Annotated in this window: 21 protein-coding genes, 1 tRNA gene and 2 pseudogenes; 9 read left to right on the plus strand and 15 right to left on the minus strand. The window is 63.7% G+C overall.

The features are described from left to right. Positions 1 to 23: 23 nt before the first annotated feature. Together CPZ00_RS13585 and CPZ00_RS13590 are read right to left on the minus strand one after the other, a co-directional pair. A complete protein-coding gene (locus CPZ00_RS13585; RefSeq protein ID WP_096391374.1) occupies positions 24 to 1,274 on the minus strand; it encodes a ZIP family metal transporter in 1,251 nt (416 codons plus the stop codon). After that, on the minus strand, positions 1,275 to 2,534 hold the full coding sequence (locus CPZ00_RS13590; RefSeq protein WP_096391730.1) for a multicopper oxidase domain-containing protein: 1,260 nt from the start codon (positions 2,532 to 2,534) through the stop codon (positions 1,275 to 1,277). 173 nt (positions 2,535 to 2,707) lie between these two features. Between CPZ00_RS13590 and CPZ00_RS16165 the strand changes: the two are divergent. Beyond that, positions 2,708 to 2,993 (plus strand): annotated as a pseudogene (locus CPZ00_RS16165) (RNA-guided endonuclease TnpB family protein); the annotation flags it as partial. On the opposite strand, the gene CPZ00_RS13600 reads toward CPZ00_RS16165, so the two are convergent. Next, a complete protein-coding gene (locus CPZ00_RS13600; protein WP_157744248.1) occupies positions 2,990 to 3,325 on the minus strand; it encodes a helix-turn-helix domain-containing protein in 336 nt (111 codons plus the stop codon). The pseudogene CPZ00_RS16165 and the gene CPZ00_RS13600 overlap by 4 nt on opposite strands. 350 nt (positions 3,326 to 3,675) lie before the next feature. Between CPZ00_RS13600 and CPZ00_RS13605 the strand changes: the two genes are divergently transcribed. After that, positions 3,676 to 4,998 (plus strand): RNA-guided endonuclease InsQ/TnpB family protein, encoded by a 1,323-nt coding sequence (locus CPZ00_RS13605; protein WP_096391731.1) that lies wholly within the window; start codon positions 3,676 to 3,678, stop codon positions 4,996 to 4,998. A 182-nt stretch (positions 4,999 to 5,180) separates the two neighbouring features. After that, positions 5,181 to 5,381, plus strand: coding sequence for a hypothetical protein (locus CPZ00_RS15420; protein WP_157744249.1), 201 nt, complete (start codon positions 5,181 to 5,183; stop codon positions 5,379 to 5,381). Between the two features lie 407 nt (positions 5,382 to 5,788). On the opposite strand, the gene CPZ00_RS16170 is transcribed toward CPZ00_RS15420, so the two are convergent. Beyond that, positions 5,789 to 6,193 (minus strand): hypothetical protein, encoded by a 405-nt coding sequence (locus tag CPZ00_RS16170; protein WP_096391375.1) that lies wholly within the window; start codon positions 6,191 to 6,193, stop codon positions 5,789 to 5,791. Between the two features lie 232 nt (positions 6,194 to 6,425). Between CPZ00_RS16170 and CPZ00_RS13615 the strand changes: the two are divergent. The 3 genes and pseudogenes from CPZ00_RS13615 to CPZ00_RS15425 all read left to right on the plus strand — a co-directional run bounded on the left by CPZ00_RS13615 (position 6,426) and on the right by CPZ00_RS15425 (position 9,281). Next, a pseudogene (locus CPZ00_RS13615) lies at positions 6,426 to 7,426 on the plus strand (IS630 family transposase). A 176-nt stretch (positions 7,427 to 7,602) separates the two neighbouring features. Then, positions 7,603 to 8,994, plus strand: a complete 1,392-nt coding sequence (locus CPZ00_RS13620; protein WP_096391376.1) for an ATP-binding protein — start codon at positions 7,603 to 7,605, stop codon at positions 8,992 to 8,994. Positions 8,995 to 9,125: 131 nt separating this feature from the next. Next, a complete protein-coding gene (locus tag CPZ00_RS15425) occupies positions 9,126 to 9,281 on the plus strand; it encodes a rubrerythrin-like domain-containing protein (RefSeq protein WP_157744250.1) in 156 nt (51 codons plus the stop codon). A gap of 198 nt (positions 9,282 to 9,479) precedes the next feature. On the opposite strand, the gene CPZ00_RS13625 is transcribed toward CPZ00_RS15425, so the two are convergent. The 4 genes from CPZ00_RS13625 to CPZ00_RS15430 form a co-directional block, all read right to left on the minus strand. Further along, positions 9,480 to 9,653 (minus strand) — tRNA-Trp (locus CPZ00_RS13625). A gap of 79 nt (positions 9,654 to 9,732) precedes the next feature. Further along, complete coding sequence (locus CPZ00_RS13630; protein ID WP_096391377.1) at positions 9,733 to 9,954, minus strand: DUF5795 family protein; 222 nt, start codon at positions 9,952 to 9,954, stop codon at positions 9,733 to 9,735. 37 nt (positions 9,955 to 9,991) lie between these two features. Beyond that, positions 9,992 to 11,191 (minus strand): DUF5794 domain-containing protein, encoded by a 1,200-nt coding sequence (locus tag CPZ00_RS15925; RefSeq protein ID WP_233255099.1) that lies wholly within the window; start codon positions 11,189 to 11,191, stop codon positions 9,992 to 9,994. Continuing rightward, entirely contained in the window at positions 11,192 to 11,392 is a 201-nt protein-coding gene (locus tag CPZ00_RS15430; RefSeq protein ID WP_157744251.1) for a hypothetical protein, read from the minus strand. 448 nt (positions 11,393 to 11,840) lie between these two features. Between CPZ00_RS15430 and guaB the strand changes: the two genes are divergently transcribed. Together guaB and CPZ00_RS13645 are read left to right on the plus strand one after the other, a co-directional pair. Then, complete coding sequence (guaB, locus tag CPZ00_RS13640; RefSeq protein WP_096391378.1) at positions 11,841 to 13,340, plus strand: IMP dehydrogenase; 1,500 nt, start codon at positions 11,841 to 11,843, stop codon at positions 13,338 to 13,340. A gap of 118 nt (positions 13,341 to 13,458) precedes the next feature. After that, positions 13,459 to 14,070, plus strand: a complete 612-nt coding sequence (locus CPZ00_RS13645) for a HalX domain-containing protein (protein WP_096391379.1) — start codon at positions 13,459 to 13,461, stop codon at positions 14,068 to 14,070. Positions 14,071 to 14,166: 96 nt separating this feature from the next. On the opposite strand, the gene CPZ00_RS13650 is transcribed toward CPZ00_RS13645, so the two are convergent. The 6 genes from CPZ00_RS13650 to CPZ00_RS13675 form a co-directional block, all read right to left on the minus strand. Beyond that, positions 14,167 to 15,057: a mechanosensitive ion channel family protein gene (locus CPZ00_RS13650; RefSeq protein ID WP_096391380.1), complete on the minus strand. Its 891-nt coding sequence runs from the start codon at positions 15,055 to 15,057 to the stop codon at positions 14,167 to 14,169. Continuing rightward, on the minus strand, positions 15,057 to 15,302 hold the full coding sequence (locus CPZ00_RS13655; protein WP_096391381.1) for a YhbY family RNA-binding protein: 246 nt from the start codon (positions 15,300 to 15,302) through the stop codon (positions 15,057 to 15,059). The genes CPZ00_RS13650 and CPZ00_RS13655 overlap by 1 nt, the downstream gene beginning before the upstream one ends. A gap of 124 nt (positions 15,303 to 15,426) precedes the next feature. After that, entirely contained in the window at positions 15,427 to 15,705 is a 279-nt protein-coding gene (locus tag CPZ00_RS13660; RefSeq protein ID WP_096391382.1) for a ribonuclease P protein component 4, read from the minus strand. A 94-nt stretch (positions 15,706 to 15,799) separates the two neighbouring features. Continuing rightward, the gene (locus CPZ00_RS13665) at positions 15,800 to 16,249 is read right to left on the minus strand and encodes a hypothetical protein (protein WP_096391383.1); all 450 of its coding nucleotides are present in this window, start codon (positions 16,247 to 16,249) and stop codon (positions 15,800 to 15,802) included. Between the two features lie 221 nt (positions 16,250 to 16,470). Beyond that, positions 16,471 to 16,665: a cold-shock protein gene (locus CPZ00_RS13670; RefSeq protein WP_021074435.1), complete on the minus strand. Its 195-nt coding sequence runs from the start codon at positions 16,663 to 16,665 to the stop codon at positions 16,471 to 16,473. 73 nt (positions 16,666 to 16,738) lie between these two features. After that, entirely contained in the window at positions 16,739 to 18,211 is a 1,473-nt protein-coding gene (locus tag CPZ00_RS13675; protein WP_096391384.1) for a phosphohexomutase domain-containing protein, read from the minus strand. 52 nt (positions 18,212 to 18,263) lie between these two features. Between CPZ00_RS13675 and CPZ00_RS13680 the strand changes: the two genes are divergently transcribed. Continuing rightward, positions 18,264 to 18,557, plus strand: coding sequence for an acylphosphatase (locus tag CPZ00_RS13680; RefSeq protein WP_096391385.1), 294 nt, complete (start codon positions 18,264 to 18,266; stop codon positions 18,555 to 18,557). 64 nt (positions 18,558 to 18,621) lie between these two features. Here CPZ00_RS13680 and CPZ00_RS13685 read toward each other — a convergent pair whose 3' ends face one another. Then, a complete protein-coding gene (locus CPZ00_RS13685) occupies positions 18,622 to 21,573 on the minus strand; it encodes a DEAD/DEAH box helicase (protein WP_233255187.1) in 2,952 nt (983 codons plus the stop codon). Between the last annotated feature and the right edge of the window lie 88 nt (positions 21,574 to 21,661).

Genomic DNA, 21,661 nt, shown 5'->3' on the forward strand with positions numbered 1-21,661 from the left:
ATACCAGGATCGGGCGGTGCCTATTAGAGTACCACGAAGAGGTCGGTCACGTACATAACACCGAGACCGAGCAGGAACGCGAGCAGGTTCGGGGCGCTGGTCACACGACCGCCTGCGTCCCGAACCATTCGCGCGATCTCCCAGTTGACCTGCAGGATGGCCCCCACTCCGATAGCGAGGAAGAAGGCACCGATCGTCGGCGAGTACGCCAGACTCCCGATCCATCCACCGAGGATGACGGGTGCGCCGGCGATGACGCCGAGCGCGGCGAAGTGTTTGATCGATGGGCGCTCTCCGCGAGCGACCGGCGCGACGATTGCCGGGCCTTCCGTCACGTTATGGAGCATAAACCCGATCACGAGGAACGCGCCGAGCGACACACGCCCGAGTGCGAATGAACTCCCGATCGCCAACCCCTCGGCGAGATTGTGCAGGCCGATTCCGATCGCGACCAAATAGGCGATCCAAAGACCGCTGCTCGCCCGACTATCACCAGCGGCGACACGGCCCTCACGCCACGCACTGATCGCCTGTACCAAGAGGAGTGTGCCGAAGATCCCGAAGACGACTAAGAGGTTGCCTTCGTAGGCACCTGGAATTCGCTCGGCGAGTTCGAACGCCTCGAACCCAGCATCGAACGCGAGGAATCCCAAGACACCGGCCGCGAACACCAGCACGACGTGCAGCCACCGGTCGCTCATCGCCTTGATGTAGGGGAACCACAGCATCCCGAGTGCGACCGGAATGACGCCGACGAACAGCCCGATGACTGCAAGCGTCCCGAGAAGACTGAGGCTAAATCCGGGTGACTGACTCGGCGCGACGATGGTGTTGTGGAACGTCGCTCCGTCAGAGAGGACGAGAGCGACTTCGAGATCCCATCCTGGATTCCAGTGGTACGGGACCACGATCTGTGCGCTTTCCATCGGGGCGAGCGTCTGGTCACCACCGGCTCCTTCGACCCGGAAATTCCAGTAGGCCTCATTGACGAGAACCTGTGATATCGTCACGGATTCGGGCCCGTTGTTCGTCACGTGCAGTACGACCGTTTCGTCGGTCGGAAGCGTCGTGTGCGTGACCGTTACGTCCGGAAGCGGTTCGCCGCTCTGAACGCCGGCGAGCGGTGACGTGAACGCGAACACGCCCAGGACAAGCACGAGCAACACAATCGGGAGGAGCGCACTGACCCATCGCGGTAGTCCGAGCGGTTGTGCGATCTCTTCGTCAGTCGTTACACCGCCGTCCGTCGTCGTATCCTGTGGGGAATCCGTCATTTAGACCACCTCGAAGAAGCTCATCCAGCCGAGTTCGGCGAACTCCGACTGATGCGCGTGGAACATATACAGCCCCAGTTCGTGATCCGAGTAGTCGATCTCGATGATGCCGCGCTGGGCCTGCGTTTGCATGATCGTGTCCACGGTCTTGCGCGTCGGCGTCAGCGTCGTCCCGTGGTCGTAGTAGTCGAAGAATTGCGAGTGCGTGTGGAACGAATTGATGAGGTCGAACTCCGTGGCGTTGGCGAGATACACGCGCTGGCGTTCGTTCTTGTCGATCTGGATGGGACGTTTCGTCTCGCCCGCCGTCCAGTTGCCGTCACCGTCGGTGCTACCGACCCCGTAGCCGAACGCCCGCGTGTTCACCGCGTAGACCTCGTTGCCGCCGTCGAAATTGGTGTCGAACGAGTTCATTACCATCACCATCTCGTTGACCGCGTTGTTTTCGGCGTACTCGTGGTTCCGGCTCTTCGCCGCTTCGACGAGCAGCGTCCGGAGGTCGTCAGTGATCGGACCGGGGTAGTTGACGTAGTCGCGTGGGTTCTCCCTGACGCGCTCGGGGTCCGGATCGACGATGATCGTCCCGTAGAGTCCGCGGTGGATGTGCTCTTTTAGTGGGAGCGAGTGGCAGTGATAGAAGTGCGTGCCGGCGGGCTGGGCGATCCACTCGTAGGTGAAGGATTCACCCGTATCGAGCACGCCAGGCCCGTTCTGCGGGGTCCCGTCCATTCTCGGGTTGAGATTCTTCAGGTGTGGATGGATCGTGTGAGCGTGCCGTCCGAGGTTCGTGAAGTTGACGCGGATCAGATCTCCTTCAACGACGCGGATCGTCGGACCCGGAACCTGGCCGTTGAATGCCCACGCCTGGAACTCGATGCCTGGTGCGATGGTAATCGTCGTGTCGACAGCAGTGAACTCGAACTCCCGGACGGTTCGGCCATTCTCCTCGTAGACCTGCTGCGGAACGTTATCCTGGCCGCTATCTCCAGTATTGAAGGCAGTGAGGAACTCGTGAGGATCGAAATCCAAATCCCGGTATTCGCCCACCGCACCGAAGTTACCGTGTTCATTCTCGTGCTTCTGGTCGGATGAAGCGCTTGCTCGGGAACTCCCGAGTCCGACTGCTGCACTCCCGGCGACACCGAGACTACCGAGTACCGTACGACGACTGACGCTTGTTTCGCCGGTGAGTGAGCCGACCAATCGCTGTTCGAGTCGTTCTGTGATCTCCGCTGCACTGTCGTAATCTATCGATGGCATGATTTCCTCCACTGGGTGTGCCTTCGAACAGTCATATGTGCTAGTTGGCCCAGCAAATATATAAATTAGACGTGTCTAAACTTTAGATGAGCCTAAACTAATGGGTCGGATCTCCCGCCCTTGACCGCAGGCGTGAATAGCGTAACTCGGTTGACGTACATACCGGAGAGCAACTGCTACGGGACTTGTTGGACGCGCCCGCTGCTCTCTGAAACCAACCCAACTCCCAGCGCCTCATACGGTACAACGACGAAGACGGGTTCGAGGGTGAAGACGTATGGGACGCCCATACAGGCCAACTCGAAGGCCGGTACAAAGGCGTTCTCGGTGCGTCCACCGCCCAACGGGTGATCCTATCGATGGCATAAACGCAAAAACAGCGGAGCGTGGCGGTCGTTCTTCCGCCTGAGAGATCAGTCCCACGACGAGTCGAACGCATCGGCCACGGATCACCCTCAGCTGTCTTCAACGAGGCTGGAAATGATCAATCGCTGGATCCCACGTCGCAGCAGACCACTGGCGGCCGGCTTCGAAACGTCGAGCGTGTCCGCAACCTCGCTGAGCGTTACGTCGCGTGGATCCTTGAAGTACTCTGCTTCGAATGCGACGAGTAACGCCTCACGCTGCGTTTCAGTCAATCCCGCAGTTGTCTTCCCGAGACTCGCATAGTCGCTTACCTGTCGGAACTCGATGTCGATACTGTTGGCTTGAGCGTAGTCCCACATATCGGCCAGCGTGTCTCGATCGGGTATCCACAGAGAAATGAGCCACGCGTTGCCTTCGTTTTCCATCCAAGCGCGACACCGTCCGCTTTCGAGATCACCGGCGGGAACGTCTTTGCGTCGTCAGTGTACGCAAAGCTGTGAACCGCCTCGGGGTCAAGCCCGAGGCTTCCGTCTTCCCGCAGTTGAGTCAATCACCGCGTCTGAAAAATTAGCATCCTGCAAACGGTCGCGAGCGATTCGATTACGTTGATCTCACGTTTATACAGAATCAAGGAGAATACCTGACCCTTTAGGGTCAGGATGAATCCGACAACCCATTCCACAGTCCACCGTCAATAATAGGCCCGGATATTCCACCGGTCTCAATCAGAACCATTACAAGAGAGTGTGTATAAGTGCTTATACAGACGTTCAGAATGCTGGAAATCCATCGGACCCACCGAGCGAAAATCCTCAACCACAGCCAAGTGGCTGAGATACTCGACCGGCACGGGTGGAGTGCCAGTAAACTCTGGAACGTCGCTAACCATCACTCCCGCCAAGTGTGGGATGACACGGGCGAGATCCCCGACCACGGCGACCTCAAAGACGAGTTGAAGACTCACACCAACTACAAGGGACTGCATTCGCAGTCCAGTCAGCGCGTTCTGGAGGAACTCGCTGAAGCCTTCAACTCGTGGAAAGAAAAGAGGAAATTCGACGACCGTGCGAATCCGCCCGGCTACCGCAAGAAAAACTACTACGACAACCAAGGCCGTCGAGTCCACGAAGAACACCCGCGAAGTACGGTGACGTGGAAGCAAAACGGCATTCGACACGACACCAAACACAACCGTGTTAGGCTCTCAAAGGGCGCGAATCACAAGGAACACCCGAAAGCGTGGGAATACATCCTTGTCGAATACGAAACTCGCCCCGGCGTCACCGTCGAGAACCTACAACAAGTTCGTGCCGTCTACGACAAAGCAAAGGGACGCTGGGAACTTCACCTCGTCTGCAAAGACGAAATCGTGACTCCCGATGCTCCCGGCGAGGAGACGGCGGGTGTTGACCTCGGCATCTGTAACTTCGCCGCCGTCGCGTACAGCACCGAGCAAGCCGACTTGTACCCCGGTAACCGCTTGAAGCAGGACGGGTACTACTTCCCGAAAGAACTCGCCAAGTGCGATGACTCGGGTGGCGAAAAAGCCACTCGGTTGCACGCCAAGTGGTCGGAGCGCCGCAGTCACTTCTTCCACAGCCTCGCTAAGCACATCGTTGAGCGGTGTGTTGAGGAGAATGTTGGACGAATCAACGTTGGGAAACTCGCTGGTGTTCGTGAGGACGAGAATGGCGAGTCGAAGAACTGGGGGCGGCACGGGAACCTCGATTTACACGGCTGGGCGTTCGACAGGTTCTCGAACATCCTCGAATACAAGGCGAAGGTCAAGGGCATCGAAGTCGTAGAAGTGGATGAGCGCGACACGAGTAAGACGTGTTGCGTCTGCGGTAGGAAAGACGAGAGTCAGCGTGTCGAACGCGGCCTGTACGTGTGTGAGGTGTGTGATGCGGCGTTCAACGCTGACGTGAATGGGGCGGAGAACATCCGTCTCAACATCAACGACGAAAGTAACTCCGAGTCTTCGGCCAGTGTGGACGAGGATAGGAGTACCGGCTGGTTGGCACAGCCCGAAGTCTACCTGTACGACTTGTCCAGCGGATTCCAACCGCAGGCACAAGTGGTAGACTCCAAACCCTAATATCCCAACCCAGCGGTGCGGTACCGTGGGATTCCCGCGTCTTCAGGCGCGGGAGGATGTCAATCCCGTGGATGAGCCACCAGAGCGCATGTACGAATGACTGCTGATTACCGTTCACTCAAAGGTATAGTTAGAGTGAATAAGTGAAGGGTTAATTAATATACATTTCTTGTTGCTCCTCTATGGTGAAGCAGTCATCGTCACCACATAGGCCCCGCGACGACGTGCCCTCTGACAACGAAGAGGTGGCTAAACTCCGCCTCATACTGAACCACAAGCCCTTATCAGCATTAATAGAACACGGGTTGGTCAAAATTGACAAAGAGAATGAGGTCGTAGTGAAAGGTCCCAACTTCGAGGAGGGACGGTCACTCATAGACTAACCTGGACTGAGCGAAACGGAGTATAGACCCGGCGAGAAACTCCGCGAAGCACTTGCTGAAGATCTCGGTGACACGTAGCGAGCGGAAGCCCACCCCTTCAGGGGTGGGAGGAGGTCAAACGCGCGAAGACGACGATTCCGAGCAGTACTTCAACGGCCGCGCTGGCAAACCCGGTGCCGACGACGGGGAGTAGTTCACCAACCGTTTTCTCAGGACATCATCGACGGATGGTTGCAGCCGATCGATAACTCCACCACTCACCACCCACACCTATCGATCGGTTCTTTTCTACAGGCTGAGCAGGCGGAGTGTCTCGGGGCTTGACCCCGCGGTACTTCACAATCCAATGCGTTTGATAGAGTCTGGGTAATAATCATACGACATTGCAAATCCAATAGGAAAAACTCCTATGTGCAACCTGTACTCGCCTGCCGCTCCTGTTCAAGCCGTTGACACCCGATAACTAATGAGTCAGGCATATTGACTGCTTCCGAGTGGAGCGCTTCGAAAACCACCCCGATTTCATCGAACTGCGGGCCACGAGAGGCGGTTAACGGATCCGTCTCCCACGTAATGAAATCGTTATCCGCTAACATCGGCAGATGAACGTGGTACAGTTCCATCCGCAGCACTTCAGGATCCGTCGGGAGGTTCGGCATTACGGCGCTCTCGGGTAATGGAACCGATTGATTCGGTGGAGTGTCCAACAAAGAGACAATGAGTTGACGGCGTGGCTCAGCCGAGAGCGCTTTGAATATCCTATCCCAATTCTTACTGACTTGTTTACCGTTCTCATAGTTTTCCACTGTCATTTTTGTGACCCGTAAGTACCACCCAAACGTACATAAATATTTGTGATATATAGGAAAATATTGCGTGTACGTATCCTAGTTCGAAAACAGTCGTGTTGTCGTCGCGGGATCTCCACTATCGGTCGCAACGTCGATGTCGACTCCGGTCCAGTGTTTCGGCCGACCGTCGAAACCGCATCTCCGTACGATAGTAGTCGATAGAATTTTTTACTCGGAAACTATGCTGTCTGTAATGGATCACCTCAACGAGATCTCGGTCGAAGAACTCCAAGAGGCGCTTGACAACGTTGACGGAAACAAGCCGACACAACGGTTGTTAGCTGCGATCGCGTACAAAAACGGCGTCACACAAACTGAACTTGCCGAGTGGTACGATACAGAACGAAAAACGATCTATAACTGGCTCACCCGACTCGATACTGACGACCCACTTGAACAAGCTGCTACTGATGCTCACCGATCTGGTCGAAAACGAAAGCTCTCAGAAACACAGCAAGAAGAATTTGAGCAAACAGTCCACGAATCACCCCAAGCGATCGGCGTTGACGCGCCAGCGTGGACGCCGGCGCTCGCGCAAGACTATCTTAAAGAAGCGTACGGCGTCGACTACTCACCCGCGAGCTGTCGGCGGTTGTTGAAAGAGGCGGGATTGAGTTATCAAAAACCACGCCGTTCAGCCGCTGAATCTGACGAAGACGACCAAGACGAGTTCTACGACGAGATCAAAAAAAGCGACGGGAGATGGACGCCACAGTAGTGTGTATCGATCAAACCACGAAATCCGTCCAAGCCGAGCCGCGTGCCGCGCGGAAACCACGCGGCACGCGGCCCTCCGTCGAATTATCGGGTTAACGCGACTGGACGTGCTTGCTCGGCGCGATCACCGAGAACGGTGATCGCTTCTTCTCTCGATTCTCAGAGTATATCACCGCAGCTCATACAAAACTGTTCATTTTAGCACTCTGTGAAGAATGTGAAGACGATCTGATCGTCGTTCTCGATGGCGCACCGGACTTTCAGGCGTCGGCCGTCACGGAGCTGGCGGCCCGTGACGACCTCGCCTTCGTGACGCTCCCCTCGTACTCACCGGAGTTGAACCCAGTCGAAGAATGCTGGAGACAGCTCCAAGGAGCTCTTAGCAACCGGTTCTTCGACTCACTCGACGAACTGACAACCGCGATCGACACCGCTCTTGATCAGATCTCGATCCCAAATGTGTGTAACTATTTCTAGTGACTACTATAGTTGGTGCTCGACTGGTGTGTGCGTGACGCGCTCTTCCCCACCCTACTGCGCTACTTGGCCTACGGCCTGCGTTGCTTCTTGAGGACGGGGACTCCGCGCTACCGCGAGTTGAAATGCCGCGCCAAAACGCATAAGTCATTATCGCAGTAATCATTATTCAAAGTATGATGTTTTATGACCGGGGAGAGGAGCTGGATGCGCTTTCGTCTGCGTTTGAGTCGCCCGGATCGGACGTATTCGTCGTCTACGGGCGTCGGCGTGTCGGCAAGACGGAATTGTTGAAGGAGTTCTGTGCTGATCGGCCGCATATTTACTTTCTCGCGGCGCAGGAAGCCGAGCATCGACAGCGCGAGAAGTTCATCGACCAGGTTGCAGCGTTCTTTGACGATCGCACCCCACGGATCGACGGGTTGGACGAGGCCTTCGACTACCTCGGGGAGAAACTTCGTTCCGAGGCGGTTGTGGTTGTGATCGACGAGTTCCCGTATCTCGTCGCGGAGAATGACTCGGTTCCATCGTACGTGCAGGGATTCGTCGACGAACAGCTCCAAGAGACCGATTCGATGCTGGTTCTCTGTGGGTCAAGCGTGAGTACGATGGAATCGGAAGTACTCGGCCACGAGAGCCCATTGTACGGTCGTCGCACGGGACAACTCGACGTGCAGCCGTTCTCATTTCAGCAGGCCCGTGAGGTCATCGACTATGAGATGGCGGACGCGATTCGATCGTACGCAATTACTGGTGGGACGCCGATGTATCTCACGCTGTTCGATTACGGAAGATCGCTCGCGGACAACATCCGGTCGCAGGTGTTGTCGCCATCAGCCGTACTGTACAACGAGCCGGAGTTCTTGCTTCGCACGGAGCTTCGGAATCCAGCGCGGTATCTGAGTATTCTCGAAGCGGTTGCGCTGGGGCACACGACGCCGAACGAGATCTCGGGAGCAACGGGAATCGATGCCGGTCCGCTATCAAAGTATTTGCAGACGTTGCGGCAGCTCCGACTGATCGATCGGGAAGTCCCTGTGACCGCATCGGGGAAGAAGTCGAAGCGATCGCGGTACCGCGTCGCTGACGAGTTCCTTCGGTTCTGGTTCCGGTACGTTGAGCCGAACCGCTCCAGTATCGAAGAAGCACCGGACATCGTCTACGACGGAACGATCGCCCCTGATCTCCCGATGCACGTTGCCACCGCGTTCGAGGACGTGTGTCAGGAAGCCGTGTGGGAAGGGATTCAACGCGGTGAGTTTGAGCCGTACTCGGAGGTCGGCCGCTGGTGGTACGGGGAAGATGAGATCGATATTGTTGGGCTTGCACCGAACGACGACCGGATCCTGTTCGCCGAGTGCAAGTGGACAACGGATCCAGTCGGGACCGCGCTCGTCGAGGATCTGCAGGCAAAAGCAGGGAACGTTAGATGGGGGTCAGATGAGCGGAAGGAGTGCTTCGCGCTGTTCTCAAAGAGCGGGTTCGTTGAGGGACTCGAAGACCATCTCGACGAACACTGGTCGTTGTGGAATCTTGCAAAGATGGATGATCTCCTCACGCCGTCCTGAAGGGCGCACTCGTCAGGTCGTCGGGCAGAGAGCACGCAGGGATCATCACGCCTCACGTTTCACCCGTAACGAAACACGACGTATTCCACCGGCCATTACTATTTCAGGGTGGCGCGCGAATAACTTGTTGTATGCCTCACGGACAAGATGTTGAGGACGAGAATGACCCGACAAGCCCCTCCAGCTACGAGTGCTTGGAATGTGGCACCATTGTCGAATCGGACACCCATCCCGGCATCTGTGACTGTGGCGGCGATTTCCATAACCGCGCGAAATCACTCGAATGACTCCAGGCCACTCGCAGTTGTAGCGGGCTGAGTGGTAACAAGACTTGCTCTGCAAGATGCGCGCCCTACATCTTGCACGGCGAGATACACATCACATCAAAGGAGATACAACTCCTGTGCAAAACCGCATCGAGGGCGGGTGACAGATGCCTGCACTCCGCTCTCGTCGTTCGATGTAGTGCATCGAAAGCAAGGGTATGGGGCCGGAGGGATTTGAACCCCCGATCGACTGATATCTCCGGTTTGCCTCGGTACTCCAGAACGTCGTCAACGCGGCCGATGATCAGTCGCCCGCTCGGTATATCAGTCTGGAGTTCGTCACCGGGCGTCACCTCTGGAGTCAGTCGCCATGCCTGGCTTGGCCACAGCCCCGTCGTGATCTCGTGTTCGTCCGTTACCGAGGTTTCGCTAAAGGGGTTTCGATCCGCTCCGATCGGCCGCGGGCGGTCACTCACCGGTCGTCGTCGGCCCAGTCGCACTCCTGGCACTTCCGGCCGACGACGAACTCGGTCACCGAGGGCATATAGCCGACCCGGATCACGTCCCCGCCACACTCCGGACAGTCGCAGTCGGCGTCCTCGATCGACTCCGCCTCCAGGATCGACTCGCCCTCGATGAGTTCCGCCAACGTCTCGGGAGTCACCATCCGCCCCTGCACGACGCGATTGCTCATACGCCCCACTGGCGTGGCGATACCTAAAGGGCGGCGGTCACAGCCACGGGGCGCGGGTCGCGCCAGCATCGGCACGCGCCGGGTCGTCCACCTCGCCGCAGTCGGCCGGGTCGACGTCGGGCTCCTCGCGGTTCCGGTCCTCGGTCGCCTCGGAATCGGAGTCGTCCGACTCCGAGAGTCCGAACGCCGCGGGTGCACGCGGCGTGTTCGCCGGGTCACGGTCGGCGCGGACGCCCGCAGATCCGCCGTTGGGAGCGGGCCGCGGGACGGCACCGTGGGCGTTCACGTCGACGGCGACGAGCGAGGGGTCCACCCCCGCGATCCGGTCCGGCGCCTCGGGAACGTCGATCGGCAGCGGCTCCGGATCGCCGCGGGGTTCCTTGCGTCCCTCGACGTCCCGGCCGTCCGCTCCACCGTCGTCGCCGCGGTCGCCCGCGCCGCCGTCGGGGTCGTCGTCGGAGTCGCCGCCGAGCCCGCCGCGGCGACCGCTGGCGGTCACCGAGGGGTCCGCGTCGGGGTCGTAGGCGAACAGGCCCGTGACGATGAGGACGGCCAGGGCGATCGGCGCGTCCGTCCGCAGGATCCCCAGGATGGGCAGCGCGAGGACGCCCAGCGCGACTGCGGAGCCGAACCGGAAGCGGTCGATGTTGACGTGGCCGCGGAGCTGCGGGGCCGCGATGGCGACGAACAGCGCGAAGCCGACGCCGACCGCCGCCGCGGCCGCACCGCGGGCGACGATCGTCGGGTCGCTCGAGAACGCCAGCTCCGCGCCGGCCGGCGAGACGCTCGCGACCAGCCCGAGGGCAATGATGATGCTGGGTCTGGGCAGCACGTCGCCGATCTTCGCGGAGGCCGTCTTGGCGGCGATCGTCAGGATGACCAGCCCCGCGAACCGCTGGAAGATCTCGAGGTCGAGCAGGCCGGCCAGCGTCGGCGCGATCGCGGCCTGGAGCGCGGCCAGCGGCACCACGAGTGCGCCGATGAGCAGCACCGACGCCACCTGCTCGCGCCGGGTGCCGTCCATCTCCGCGAGGATGACCGCCATCGTCGCGGAGCCGCCGAAGATCAGCAGGCCCGTCTCGAGGATCCCGATCGGCGTCGAGAGCGCGCCGGCCAACACGAGCGCGGGGAAGATCCCGTCGATGAGCGGGAGCGCCATCACCGTGGCTAACAGCTTGGTTGCACCGCCCACGTGGCGTTCCAGCCGGAGCGCAACCGGGTGTTGGGAGACGCTCATTCAGGCTGGCAGGCCCTGACCGTGGGGCAAACGGCAGTAGCCGGACGAACCACGATAGCCGAGCCGCCGGATCGTGGATTCGAATCCGAACCGTTCCGAGCAGCCGCCAGCAAATGTGAATGTGCCGGAATTCGCTTTCGCGTCGAGGGCGACGCTCGGCTGGCCGGCAACACTCATACTGGCGGAACTGTCGGAGTCCATACGTACATCTACTGAACAGAGGGACATAAGCGTTGTGCGAGGAGCGTTCGCATACGGCGCCGATAGTACGTTACGATCGCATATTATGCCACTATTTTTGATCGAACGTAGCGTTATGGGTGAGGTTGCGCGACGAAGGAACGAGACCCCTTCGGACGACCGGGGCGACCGATCCCCCCCGTTCGCCGTCGTCGGCCGCTCTCGCCGGTTTCCCGTCCGCCGCCGACCCCACCGTTCCCACGCGCTTCCGGCCGACCCCACCGTTCCCACGCGCTTCCGGCCGACCTCACCGTTCCCACGCGTTTCCGGCCGGCCCCACCGTTCCCGGTCGTTTCCGACCGTCCTCGATCGATCCGTCAGTGTGTACAGATCACGAGCGTGAGTGTGACGCAGTTGCACGTCGATGCGGACTCGCAACGTTTTTGCGGACGACGCGATGACGGTTTATATGGCGACAGACGATCCGGCAACCGGACCCTTCTCCGAGAAGCTTCGTGTACCCGAGGCGTTGACCTTCGACGACGTGCTGTTGCGACCGAAGGAGAGCCGCGTCGAACCCGACGAGGCCGACGTCTCGACGCGCGTCTCGCGGACCGTCGAGATCAACGTCCCCGTGCTCTCGGCCGCGATGGACACCGTGACGGAATCCGACCTGGCGATCGCGATGGCCCGCGAGGGCGGCCTCGGCGTGCTCCATCGAAACATGACCGTCGAGGAGACCGCCGAGGAGGTCGAGCGCATCAAGCGCGCCCACGAGCTCGTCATCCGGCGTGAGGACGTCGTGACCGTGACGCCGGGGATGACCGTCAGCGAGGCCGACGCCACGATGGAGGGCGAGGGCGTCTCGGGTGCACCGGTCGTCGACGACGACGACGACGTCGTCCTCGGGATCATCTCCGGGACGGACATCCGGCCGTACCTCGAGGTCGGCGACGAGGACGCGGTCCGGGAGGCGATGACCGACGAGGTCATCACCGCCGGCGAGGACGTGACCGCCCGGGAGGCGCTCGAGCTGATGTACGACCACAAGATCGAGCGCGTTCCGGTCGTCGACGCGGAGGATCGCCTCGTTGGGCTCGTGACGATGCAGGGCATCCTCCAGCGACGCGAACACGAGCAGGCCGCTCGTGACGAGGACGGCCGGCTGCTGGCCGGCGTCGCGGTCGGGCCCTTCGAGGAGGAGCGCGCGGTCGCCGCCGACGAGGCGGGTGCCGACGTGCTCTTCATCGACTGTGCACACGCCCATAACCTGAACGTCCTCGAGTCCGCCGAGGCGATCAAGGGGACCGTCGACGCCGACGTCGTCGTCGGGAACGTCGGCACCCGCGAGGCGGCCGAGGCGGCCGTCGAATTCGCCGACGGGCTCAAGGTCGGGATCGGACCGGGTTCGATCTGTACGACCCGCGTGGTCTCCGGCGCGGGGATGCCCCAGATCACCGCCGTCTCCGAGGTCGCGGACGTCGCCTCGGCCGCCGACGTGCCCGTGATCGCCGACGGCGGGATCCGGTACTCCGGCGACGCGATCAAGGCGATCGCGGCCGGCGCGGACGCGGTGATGCTCGGATCCTACTTCGCCGGGACGGACGAGGCACCCGGCCGCGTCATCACGATGAACGGCAAAAAGTACAAGCAGTACCGCGGGATGGGCTCGGTCGGCGCGATGCAGTCGGGCGGCGGCGACCGCTACCTCAAGGACGCCGACGAGGACGAGGACTTCGTTCCGGAGGGCGTCGAGGCCGCAACCCCGTATAAGGGTTCGCTCGCCTCGGAACTCTATCAGCTCGTCGGCGGCATGCGGTCCGGAATGGGCTACGTCGGCGCCGGAACGATCCCGGAGGTCAAATCGCGCGCCGAGTTCGTGCGCGTCTCCGCTGCCGGCCAGACTGAAGGGCATCCCCACGACGTGATGATCACCGACGAGGCGCCGAACTACAGCCCGAACGAGTGAGCACCGCCGGCGGAAGCGGCCGATCGACGAGCGGCGAACGCGAACGACAAGGGGTATTTTGATATAGCGGGGCGATAGAACACCCGAACGAGCGACTCAGTCGCGATCTCGATGACACATGAGTGAGGAACCCCCTCTCGTCCTCGTCGTGGAGGACGAGCCTGACCTGGCAGACCTGTACGCCGCATGGCTGGGCGATGAGTATCGCGTCCGAACGGCGTACGGCGGTCGGGAAGCGCTCGACGCCCTCGACGACGAAGTCGACGTGATCCTGTTGGACAGGCGGATGCCGGGACTGTCGGGCGACGAGGTGCTCGTGGCGGTCCGCGACCGCGGGATCGACTGTCGCGTTGCGATGGTCACCGCCGTCGAGCCTGACTTCGACATCGTCGCGATGGGGTTCGACGACTATCTCGTCAAGCCGGTCACCAAGGACGCCCTCCGCGAGACGGTCGACGAGCTCTACGAGCGCAGCCAGTACGACGCCGGCGTCCAGGAGTTCTTCTCGCTGGCCTCGAAGAAGGCGCTGTTGGAGTCCGAAAAGAGCCAGGCGGCCCTCGAGGAGAGCGAGGAGTACCGCCAGCTCACCGCGGACCTCGAGGCACTCAAGGAGGATCTCGACGACACCGTCACCAGCATGGACTCACACACTGACTTCGAGACGCTGTTCCGCGGCTTCGGCGACGGAACGCCCGACGACGGAGCGTTCGAGGAACTGGACGACGGCTAAGAACGCGCGGGACCGGACGGGAACCCCGTCCATCGGCTTCCGCTCCCCGGTCGATTTCGGCATACTGTAACCTTCTCTCGGGGCGGAGATCCTTCCTCAAACGTCCCCGAAGGCGGCCGGTTCCTCCCACGCGTCCCGTCCGGAGACGGTGCGCTGCGGGAACGGAATGGTGATGTCCTCCTCGTCGAACCGCTGTTTCACGGCCGTGACGTACTCGCCGCGGGTCTTGACGAAGTCGGCCCGCGAGGGGTTCTCGATCCAGATCCTGGACTGGAGTCCGACGTAGGAGTCGGACAGTTCGGTGAGTCGAACGGACGGTGCGGGATCCGCGAGGACGTCGTCCCGTTTCTCCGCCTCCTCGACGATGATGGTCGTCGCGCGGTCGATGTCGTCCTCGTAGTCGATCCCGAAGAGGAACTTCAGCCGGAGGGTGTCCTTGGCGACCGGGTTCTTCACGACGCCCTTGGTCAGCTCGTAGTTCGGGACGGTGAGCAGCTCGTTGTCGAAGGTTCGGACCCGCGTGACCCGGAAGGAGATGTCCTCGACGACGCCGGAGTGAGTGCCGTTATCCCACTCGATCCAGTCGCCGATGCGGAACGGGCGGTCGGTGTAGATGAAGATGCCGGCGACGAAGTTTCGAATGACCTCCTGGAGCGCGAAGCCGATGGCGAGCGTGGCCGCGGCGGCGATCGTCGCCAGCGACCGAAGGAAGCTCCCGTAGCCGGCGAGGCCGAACGCCACGGCCACTCCCGCAAAGAGCACGATGATCGAGGCGATCTTGGCCAGGGGACGTCGCGCGTGCGGTTCGAGGCCGCGTTCGTCGAGGACCCGCCCGACGATCGGCGAGATGAGCGCGCGATTGGCGAGAACGACGAGCACGATCACGCCGAGAAAGACGATCGCCGCCGCGATCGTCTCCGCGAGCGCGTCGCCCAGGACGGGCGCGATGGCGTTGGCGATCGGGTCCACCTGGGCGGGGAGCGGCATCAGTGGAACACCGCCGTGTTTCCGCGGGTCTCGATCAGCTCGGCGTCGACGGCGGCGGCAAGGTCGTCCGCCAGGTCCGCAGCGTCGGTCCCGCCGCGTGCCGACCGGAGGAACTTCACCTTCACGAGCGTTCGGTCGTCGAGCTGGTCAGCGAGTTCGTCCACGACGGCGTCGATCCCGTCCTTTCCGACCCAGACCGTCACGTCGAGGTCGTGTGCCTGCTTTCGGAGCTGATGATCCGTCATACACCCACTCAGACGCCGCCACCAGTTGAATCTTGAGGCTTCGCGGTCCGATCGTCACCGCGACACACGGGACGGGTGTCCAGGGTGTCGGCAACGAACGGTCGACGTCGGAGGCTGGCCGTGCCTAGGAGAACGGATACCGGTGCGTCGCGCCGCACTCGAGACACCGAACGACGACGCGGCCCGCCCGCGTGCGAACGCGAGCGGTCACCCCGGGACGTAAATAGACGTCGCAGTCGGAACACGTCTTGCGTGCGAACGACCGCGGGAGGCGGGCCCGGTTGCGCTCCGCGATCCGCTTCGCGCGGCGGACGTACGTGCGGGCGCGGTCGTACTCGCCGGCGACGACCGCCTCGCGGGCCAGCGGCAACAGTCGTTCGATGCGCTCCTCGGGGATCCCCATACTCGAATCCGCGGTGTCGGCCGGAAAAAGGTATTGCGAAGCCGGTCGATCCGTTCGGTCCCGCCACCGTGCGAGCCGACCCGCTTGCGACGGCCTAGTCGTCCTCGAGCGCCTGCGCGATGCGCTGGAGCTGCCGGGTCGCGTCCCGGACCTCGTCGCGAAGCTGGCGGACCTCACGGACGAGCTCCTCGTTGCCGACCTCCTCGCTGCCGCCGCCCTCGCCGGGACGACCGCCGGGACCGCCGGGGGCGCCACCCGGACCGCCGCCCATCCCGCCGGGACCGCCGCCGCCCATCATTCCGGACATCATCTGCGCGAACGGGTTGCCGCCGCCGCCGCCCATCCCGCCGGGGCCACCGCCGCCCATCATCTCCTCGGGGCTCGGACGGTCGCCCTCACCCTCCTCGCGTTCCTGTTCGCGTCGCTCGCGGATCTCCTCGACTCGCTCGCGGAACGACTTCTCCTCGTCGTCACCGTCGGCGCCGTCGGCGCCGTCGGCGTCCGGGTCCGCCGGTTCGTCAGCGTCAGTGGAATCGTCTGCCATAGGCGGGCTTCGGGAGCCCGTCCGAAAAACGTTGTTCCTCGCGACCGATCGACGCCGCGACGCTGGAGGGCGACCGCGACCGCCGCGCAGTCGGCTGATTCCGGCGTGATGTGTTTATAAGATCCGAGGGATCGGACCACGCGACCGTCACGGCAGGAGAGTCACTCTCCGGGGGTGCACACTCGTAAAAACGCGAGTTCGATCGACGTCGCTGGTCGGCCTCAGAGACGGGTGAGGTTCGTCGCCCGCGGCCCTTTTTCAGCTTCCTCGATCTCGAATTCGACTTCCTGTCCCTCTTCGAGGTCCGGGCCGCCGACGTCCTCCATGTGGAAGAAAACGTCCTCGTCCGCGTCCTCGCTCTCGATGAATCCGTAGCCTCCGGTGTCGTTGAAGAAGGCCACTGTACCTGTCGCCATCGCGTTCGCATAGACGCACAACCGGCAAATAAACGTTTGGGACACGAACCCGCTGTGTGGAACGCGAGCCGCCTCACACGCTCTCGACGGCGGTCCGAACGACCGATCGGGCCTCCGCGACGAGCGCGTCGACGTCGTCGCTTTCGGCGTACAGCCGGACGTAGGGCTCGGTTCCGGACGGACGGACGAGCACCCAGGAGGCGTCGGGGAACTCCAGGCGGACGCCGTGGGCGGTGGAGACGTCCGCCTCCGGGAACGCCTCCGGCAGGGCGGTCTCGAGACGGGACATCGTCGACGCCTTCCGCTCGTCCGGACAGTCGACGTTCACCTTCCGGTAGGGGCGTTCGGTCACGGGCGCACGAAGCGCGTCGAGCCCCTCCGCGGCGACGAGCCGGGCGAGCACCGCCGCCGAGCAGACCCCGTCGATCCACCCGCCGAACCGGGTGTGGGTGTGCTTCCACGGCTCCGCGGCGAAGGCGACCTCAGTGTCGTCGATTTCGTCCCGGTCGGTTGCCTCGCGGTCGGCGGCCGTTCGCTCGGCAGCCTCGCGCACCGCGGCGATCCCCTCGTGGAGCGCGCCGAGGCGGACGCGCTCGACGCGCCCGCCGGCCTCTCGAACGCGCTCGTCGATCCGGCCGGAGGCGTTCGGCGTCGTCACCACGACTGGATCCGCGGCCTCGCTGGTGCGCGTGTACCGCTCGGCGAGGATCGCGAGGACGGTGTCCTCGTGGACGATCGCCCCGTCGGCATCGACGATCACGATCCGGTCGGCGTCCCCGTCGTGTCCGATCCCGAACGCGAATCCGCCGTCTACGTCCGGGCGACCGGGGTCCTCGACACCCTGGTTGGCGTCGGCGACGAACGCGCGGAGGTCGGACAGCGTCTCGGGCGTCGGCTTGCTCCCGCGGCCGGGGAAGTGCCCGTCGACGTTCCCGTTGAGCGTGACGACCTCGGCGCCGAGATCGGCGAGCACGGCCGGCGTCGCCAGCGAGGCCATCCCGTTCCCGCAGTCGACAGCGATCCGAAGCCCGTCGAGCGGCGCGCCGAACTGCCGAGCGTAGGCGGCGACGGCCTCGCGGTACTCCGCGAGCACGGCGACCGATTCCGGATCGGTCCAGCGGTCCCAGTCGGCCGATCCGACGCCGTCGGCGACGCGGGTTCCCACCGCGTCCTCCGCGTCGCGGTCGAACTCGACGCCGTCCCGAAAGAGCTTGATCCCGTTGTCGTGTGGCGGGTTGTGGGACGCCGTCACGGCGATCCCGTACCGGCCCCGGGAGGCGAACGCGAGCGCCGGCGTCGGGAGCATCCCGGCGCGCCGAATCCGCGCGCCGCCGGCGGCGGCACCGGCAGCGATCGCGTCGGCGAGCGCCGGACCCGTCACGCGACCGTCACGAGCCACCACGATCTCCGGCGTCAGCGTTCCCTCGGCGGCCAGTGCGTCGTCCGCGATCGCGTCGGCGACCGCGCCGCCGACCGCGAGCGCGAGTTCGGGCGTGACGTGCGAATCGACGTCGCCGCGGATCCCCGCGGTTCCGAACAGGTCCATACCGGGGTTTCACGGCGCCACTTATAAGACTCCGCTGGTCGTCGCTCCGACGATGACCGAGCGAAGCGACGACGACCGCGTTCGCGCGCACGTCCACGTCTCCGGCCACGTGCAGGGCGTCTACTACCGCGCGACCACCAGGGATACCGCACGCGAGCACGGGGTCGACGGGTGGGTGAAGAACCTGCCTGACGGGCGCGTCGAAGCCGTCTTCGAAGGACCCCGATCGGCCGTCGAGTCGATGATCGAGTGGTGTCACGAGGGCAGCCCGCGCGCGACCGTCGAGGACGTCGCCGTCACGTACGAGGATCCGGCCGGGATCGAGGGGTTCGAGATCCGACGGTAGTCGCCGATCCGCGACCGACGGCCGGCGTGAGTCGGTTCCGCTGATGGTAGCCGTCCCGCTACGATTACTCCCAGAACGACTGCGTCCGAGCGTACTCGCGCTCCTGTTTCAGGATGTCGCGGTAGAACTCGTCCTCGTCCTCGCGGAGCTTCGAGATGATCCGGGCGGCGTTGTGCGGTCCGACGCCGCGGGCGGCCATCGCGATTACGGCTCGCTTGCCGTGGCTCTGTACCAGGCTCGCGGACCGGTAGGCGCGCTCGGTGAGTCGCTCCTGCTCGTCGTCCTTCTCGTCCGCCCGGACCGCGGCGACGGTTTCTTCATCCCACGGGTTGAGTGCGGCGACGCGGGTCGACCCGCACTCGGGACAGCTCGGCTGGTCCCGGATCCGCCTGACCGGCGTCCGTCGGGTCCAGTTCCGGCAGTGGAGACAACACAGGAGCATTCGGTCGTCCCGAATGCGCTCGCGGACCGTCTCGATGACGTCGGCGTCGGCGTTCTCGGGCACGAGGAACTCCCGCCCGGAGGACTCCCCGGCCGAGCCGATCGGGGTCCGTTCCCGCGCCGCGACGAGTTCGATCTCGCCGTCCCGAATCCGGTCGAGGGTGGTCGCGGCCCCCTCGACGTCGAGGTCCTGGTGGAACACCTCGCGGACCGCCTCCTCGTAGACGGGCGTCCCCTCGAGAGCTGCCAAGAGACGACCGCCGCCGAACCGGCCGGAGCCCTCCTGATATCGCTTGACGGTGCCGAACTTCGCCGCGACCTGCGCGAGGGTGAACGCCAGCGTGTCGGCGTTCTTCAGCGCGAGCTCGAGGTACGACGCCAGGTGGTCCGGGTCGGTCTCCTCGAGGATCTCGATCACCGTTCCGGGATCGATCGACGAGGGAACCTCCAGCTCGATCCGGTAGGGGTCGACGTCCATCCCGACCGAGGAGCCGGTCCGCTGGCCGATCAGCGCCGAGAGGAGCCGCGCGAGCGTCTCGTTTATCCGGTGGCCGAACGCCGCGTTGACGACGACCGAGCGACCGAGCCCCTCGACGACGATCCGGTCGTCCGTCGGGACCGGATCGTCGGCCTCGACGTGGTCGACGATCGGCTCGAGTGCGTCCAGGATCGTCGACTCGCCGGCCGGGTACCGTTCCGACAAGCCCCGTGCCACGGCCGCCGGGGGCGCGCCGTTCGCGAGCCGGTTCGCGGCCTCGGCGCGGATCCGGCCGACCTCGGCCGCCACCGGCTTCGGGACGGGGATCTCGGAGCCGACCCAGGCGGGAACCTCCCCGCCGGGATCCTCGATCGGCGAGACGTTGACGCGCTCCTCCTCCTCGTCGACGTCGGTGATCCGCCACATCTCGCCGCGCTGGATGAACGTCTCCCCTGGCCCGGCGAAATCCAGCACGAACCGCTCGTCGAGGGTTCCGATCTGCCGCCGCGAGGAGAGGTCGTACACCTCGAAGGTCGCCTCGTCGGGGATCATCGAGAGGTTCGCGTAGAAGTACTGCCAGGAGCCGCCGGACTTCTCGATCGCGTCCGTCTCCTCCTCGAGCCAGAGGACGCGGTTCCCGTCGAGCTCGCGGACCACCGCCCGGAACGTCGCCTCGTCCAGCTCCCGAAACGGATACGCGCTCGTGACGATCCGGTAGGCCCGCCGGGCGTGGACCTCGCCGAGGTCCATCACGATCCCGACGACCTGGTTGGCGACCGTGTCGAGGCTCCCGTACTGGATGTTCGCGGGTTCGACCGCGCCGACGGAGCCGCGGCGGGCGATCGCCAGCGCCTCGAGGGCGTCGTCGGCGTCGCTCGTCACGACCGTGCCCCGCGAGACCCGGTCGCTCCGGTGGCCGGCGCGGCCGACGCGCTGGAGCAGCCGGGCCACCTCGCGGGGACTCCCGTACTGGACCACGTGGTCGACGCGCCCGACGTCGATCCCCAGCTCCATCGAGGAGGTGCAGATCAGCGCGTCGATGTCGCCCGCCTTGAACCGGTCCTCGACGTCGACCCGGACGTCGCTCGAGAGCGATCCGTGGTGGACCTCGACCGAGACGTCGGTCGCCGATCCGCCGTCGGTCCCGGTTCCGTTTCCATCGCCGTCCGACGCTGACAGCGCCTTGAATCGAGACCCGAGCGCCTCCGCCGTCTGTCGAGTGTTGACGAAGACCAACGTGGACCGGTTCGCCGCCACGACGTCACGGATCGCTCGAACGTGGCTCGCGATCTCCTCGGTCGTCGCCAACGCGCCGGCGAGGCGCTCGTCCTCCGCGGTGATCTCCGGGCTGACGACCTCGAAGTCGACGCGCGTCCCGGCCTCGACCTCGACGACCGCGAACTCCCGGTCGCCGGTCCGGTTCGGATCACGGGTCCCGCAGCCGACGAGGAACCGGCCCACCTCCTCGGGAGATCCGACCGTCGCCGAGAGGCCGATCCGCTGTACCGGTCCCGCGAGCGCCCGGAGGCGCTCGAGCCCGATGGTGAGCTGGGCGCCGCGCTTGGCCGAGGCGAGCTCGTGGACCTCGTCGACGACCACGTGCCCCACGTCCGCGAGCGCCTGGCGCATCTTCGATCCGGTGAGGATCGCCTGAAGGCTCTCCGGCGTCGTGATGAGCACGTCCGGCGGGTCGTCGGCCTGTTTCGACCGTTCATACTGGGTCGTGTCACCGTGCCGGACGGCGATCTCGAGGCCGAGCGCCTCGCCCCACCACTCCAGCCGGTCCATCATGTCGCGGTTGAGCGCCCGCAGCGGCGTGATGTACAGCGCCGCGATCCCCTCCGTCGCCCCGTCGTCGCCGACCGTCCCATCGCCGGCTGCCTCGTCCGCGCTCGCAGCGCGATCGCGAACGATCCGGTCGAAGACCGGCAACATCGCCGTCTCGGTCTTTCCGGTTCCGGTGGGCGCGAGCACGAGCGCGTTCCGCCCCGCCGCGATCGGCGGGATCGCCTTCCGCTGCGGCTCGGTGGGCTTGGTGAATCCTCGATCCGAGAGCGCCTCTCGGACCGCGGGGCCGAGCCGAGCGAACGCGTCCAGTCCCTCGCCGTCGGCGTCCCGAACCGCGTCGGCGTTCGAATCGGCATCGCCGTCCCGAACCGCGTCGACGTCGTCACCGGAATCGGCG

The sequence above is a fragment of the Halopenitus persicus genome, assembly GCF_002355635.1.
In the GTDB taxonomy this organism is placed as follows: domain Archaea; phylum Halobacteriota; class Halobacteria; order Halobacteriales; family Haloferacaceae; genus Halopenitus; species Halopenitus persicus_A.

Bases quoted from the DNA above. Each gene is read 5' to 3' on its own strand.
- guaB (WP_096391378.1), top strand. From the start codon at position 11,841: ATGGCGACAGACGATCCGGCAACCGGACCCTTCTCCGAGAAGCTTCGT.
- CPZ00_RS13630 (WP_096391377.1), bottom strand. From the start codon at position 9,954: ATGAGCAATCGCGTCGTGCAGGGGCGGATGGTGACTCCCGAGACGTTG.
- CPZ00_RS13675 (WP_096391384.1), bottom strand. From the start codon at position 18,211: ATGGACCTGTTCGGAACCGCGGGGATCCGCGGCGACGTCGATTCGCAC.
- CPZ00_RS13670 (WP_021074435.1), bottom strand. From the start codon at position 16,665: ATGGCGACAGGTACAGTGGCCTTCTTCAACGACACCGGAGGCTACGGA.
- CPZ00_RS13585 (WP_096391374.1), bottom strand. From the start codon at position 1,274: ATGACGGATTCCCCACAGGATACGACGACGGACGGCGGTGTAACGACT.
- CPZ00_RS13650 (WP_096391380.1), bottom strand. From the start codon at position 15,057: ATGCCGCTCCCCGCCCAGGTGGACCCGATCGCCAACGCCATCGCGCCC.
- CPZ00_RS13605 (WP_096391731.1), top strand. From the start codon at position 3,676: ATGCTGGAAATCCATCGGACCCACCGAGCGAAAATCCTCAACCACAGC.
- CPZ00_RS13665 (WP_096391383.1), bottom strand. From the start codon at position 16,249: ATGGCAGACGATTCCACTGACGCTGACGAACCGGCGGACCCGGACGCC.
- CPZ00_RS13590 (WP_096391730.1), bottom strand. From the start codon at position 2,534: ATGCCATCGATAGATTACGACAGTGCAGCGGAGATCACAGAACGACTC.
- CPZ00_RS16170 (WP_096391375.1), bottom strand. From the start codon at position 6,193: ATGACAGTGGAAAACTATGAGAACGGTAAACAAGTCAGTAAGAATTGG.
- CPZ00_RS15925 (WP_233255099.1), bottom strand. From the start codon at position 11,191: ATGAGCGTCTCCCAACACCCGGTTGCGCTCCGGCTGGAACGCCACGTG.
- CPZ00_RS15430 (WP_157744251.1), bottom strand. From the start codon at position 11,392: ATGGACTCCGACAGTTCCGCCAGTATGAGTGTTGCCGGCCAGCCGAGC.
- CPZ00_RS13645 (WP_096391379.1), top strand. From the start codon at position 13,459: ATGAGTGAGGAACCCCCTCTCGTCCTCGTCGTGGAGGACGAGCCTGAC.
- CPZ00_RS13680 (WP_096391385.1), top strand. From the start codon at position 18,264: ATGACCGAGCGAAGCGACGACGACCGCGTTCGCGCGCACGTCCACGTC.
- CPZ00_RS15425 (WP_157744250.1), top strand. From the start codon at position 9,126: ATGCCTCACGGACAAGATGTTGAGGACGAGAATGACCCGACAAGCCCC.
- CPZ00_RS13660 (WP_096391382.1), bottom strand. From the start codon at position 15,705: ATGGGGATCCCCGAGGAGCGCATCGAACGACTGTTGCCGCTGGCCCGC.
- CPZ00_RS13655 (WP_096391381.1), bottom strand. From the start codon at position 15,302: ATGACGGATCATCAGCTCCGAAAGCAGGCACACGACCTCGACGTGACG.
- CPZ00_RS15420 (WP_157744249.1), top strand. From the start codon at position 5,181: ATGGTGAAGCAGTCATCGTCACCACATAGGCCCCGCGACGACGTGCCC.
- CPZ00_RS13620 (WP_096391376.1), top strand. From the start codon at position 7,603: ATGATGTTTTATGACCGGGGAGAGGAGCTGGATGCGCTTTCGTCTGCG.
- CPZ00_RS13600 (WP_157744248.1), bottom strand. From the start codon at position 3,325: ATGGAAAACGAAGGCAACGCGTGGCTCATTTCTCTGTGGATACCCGAT.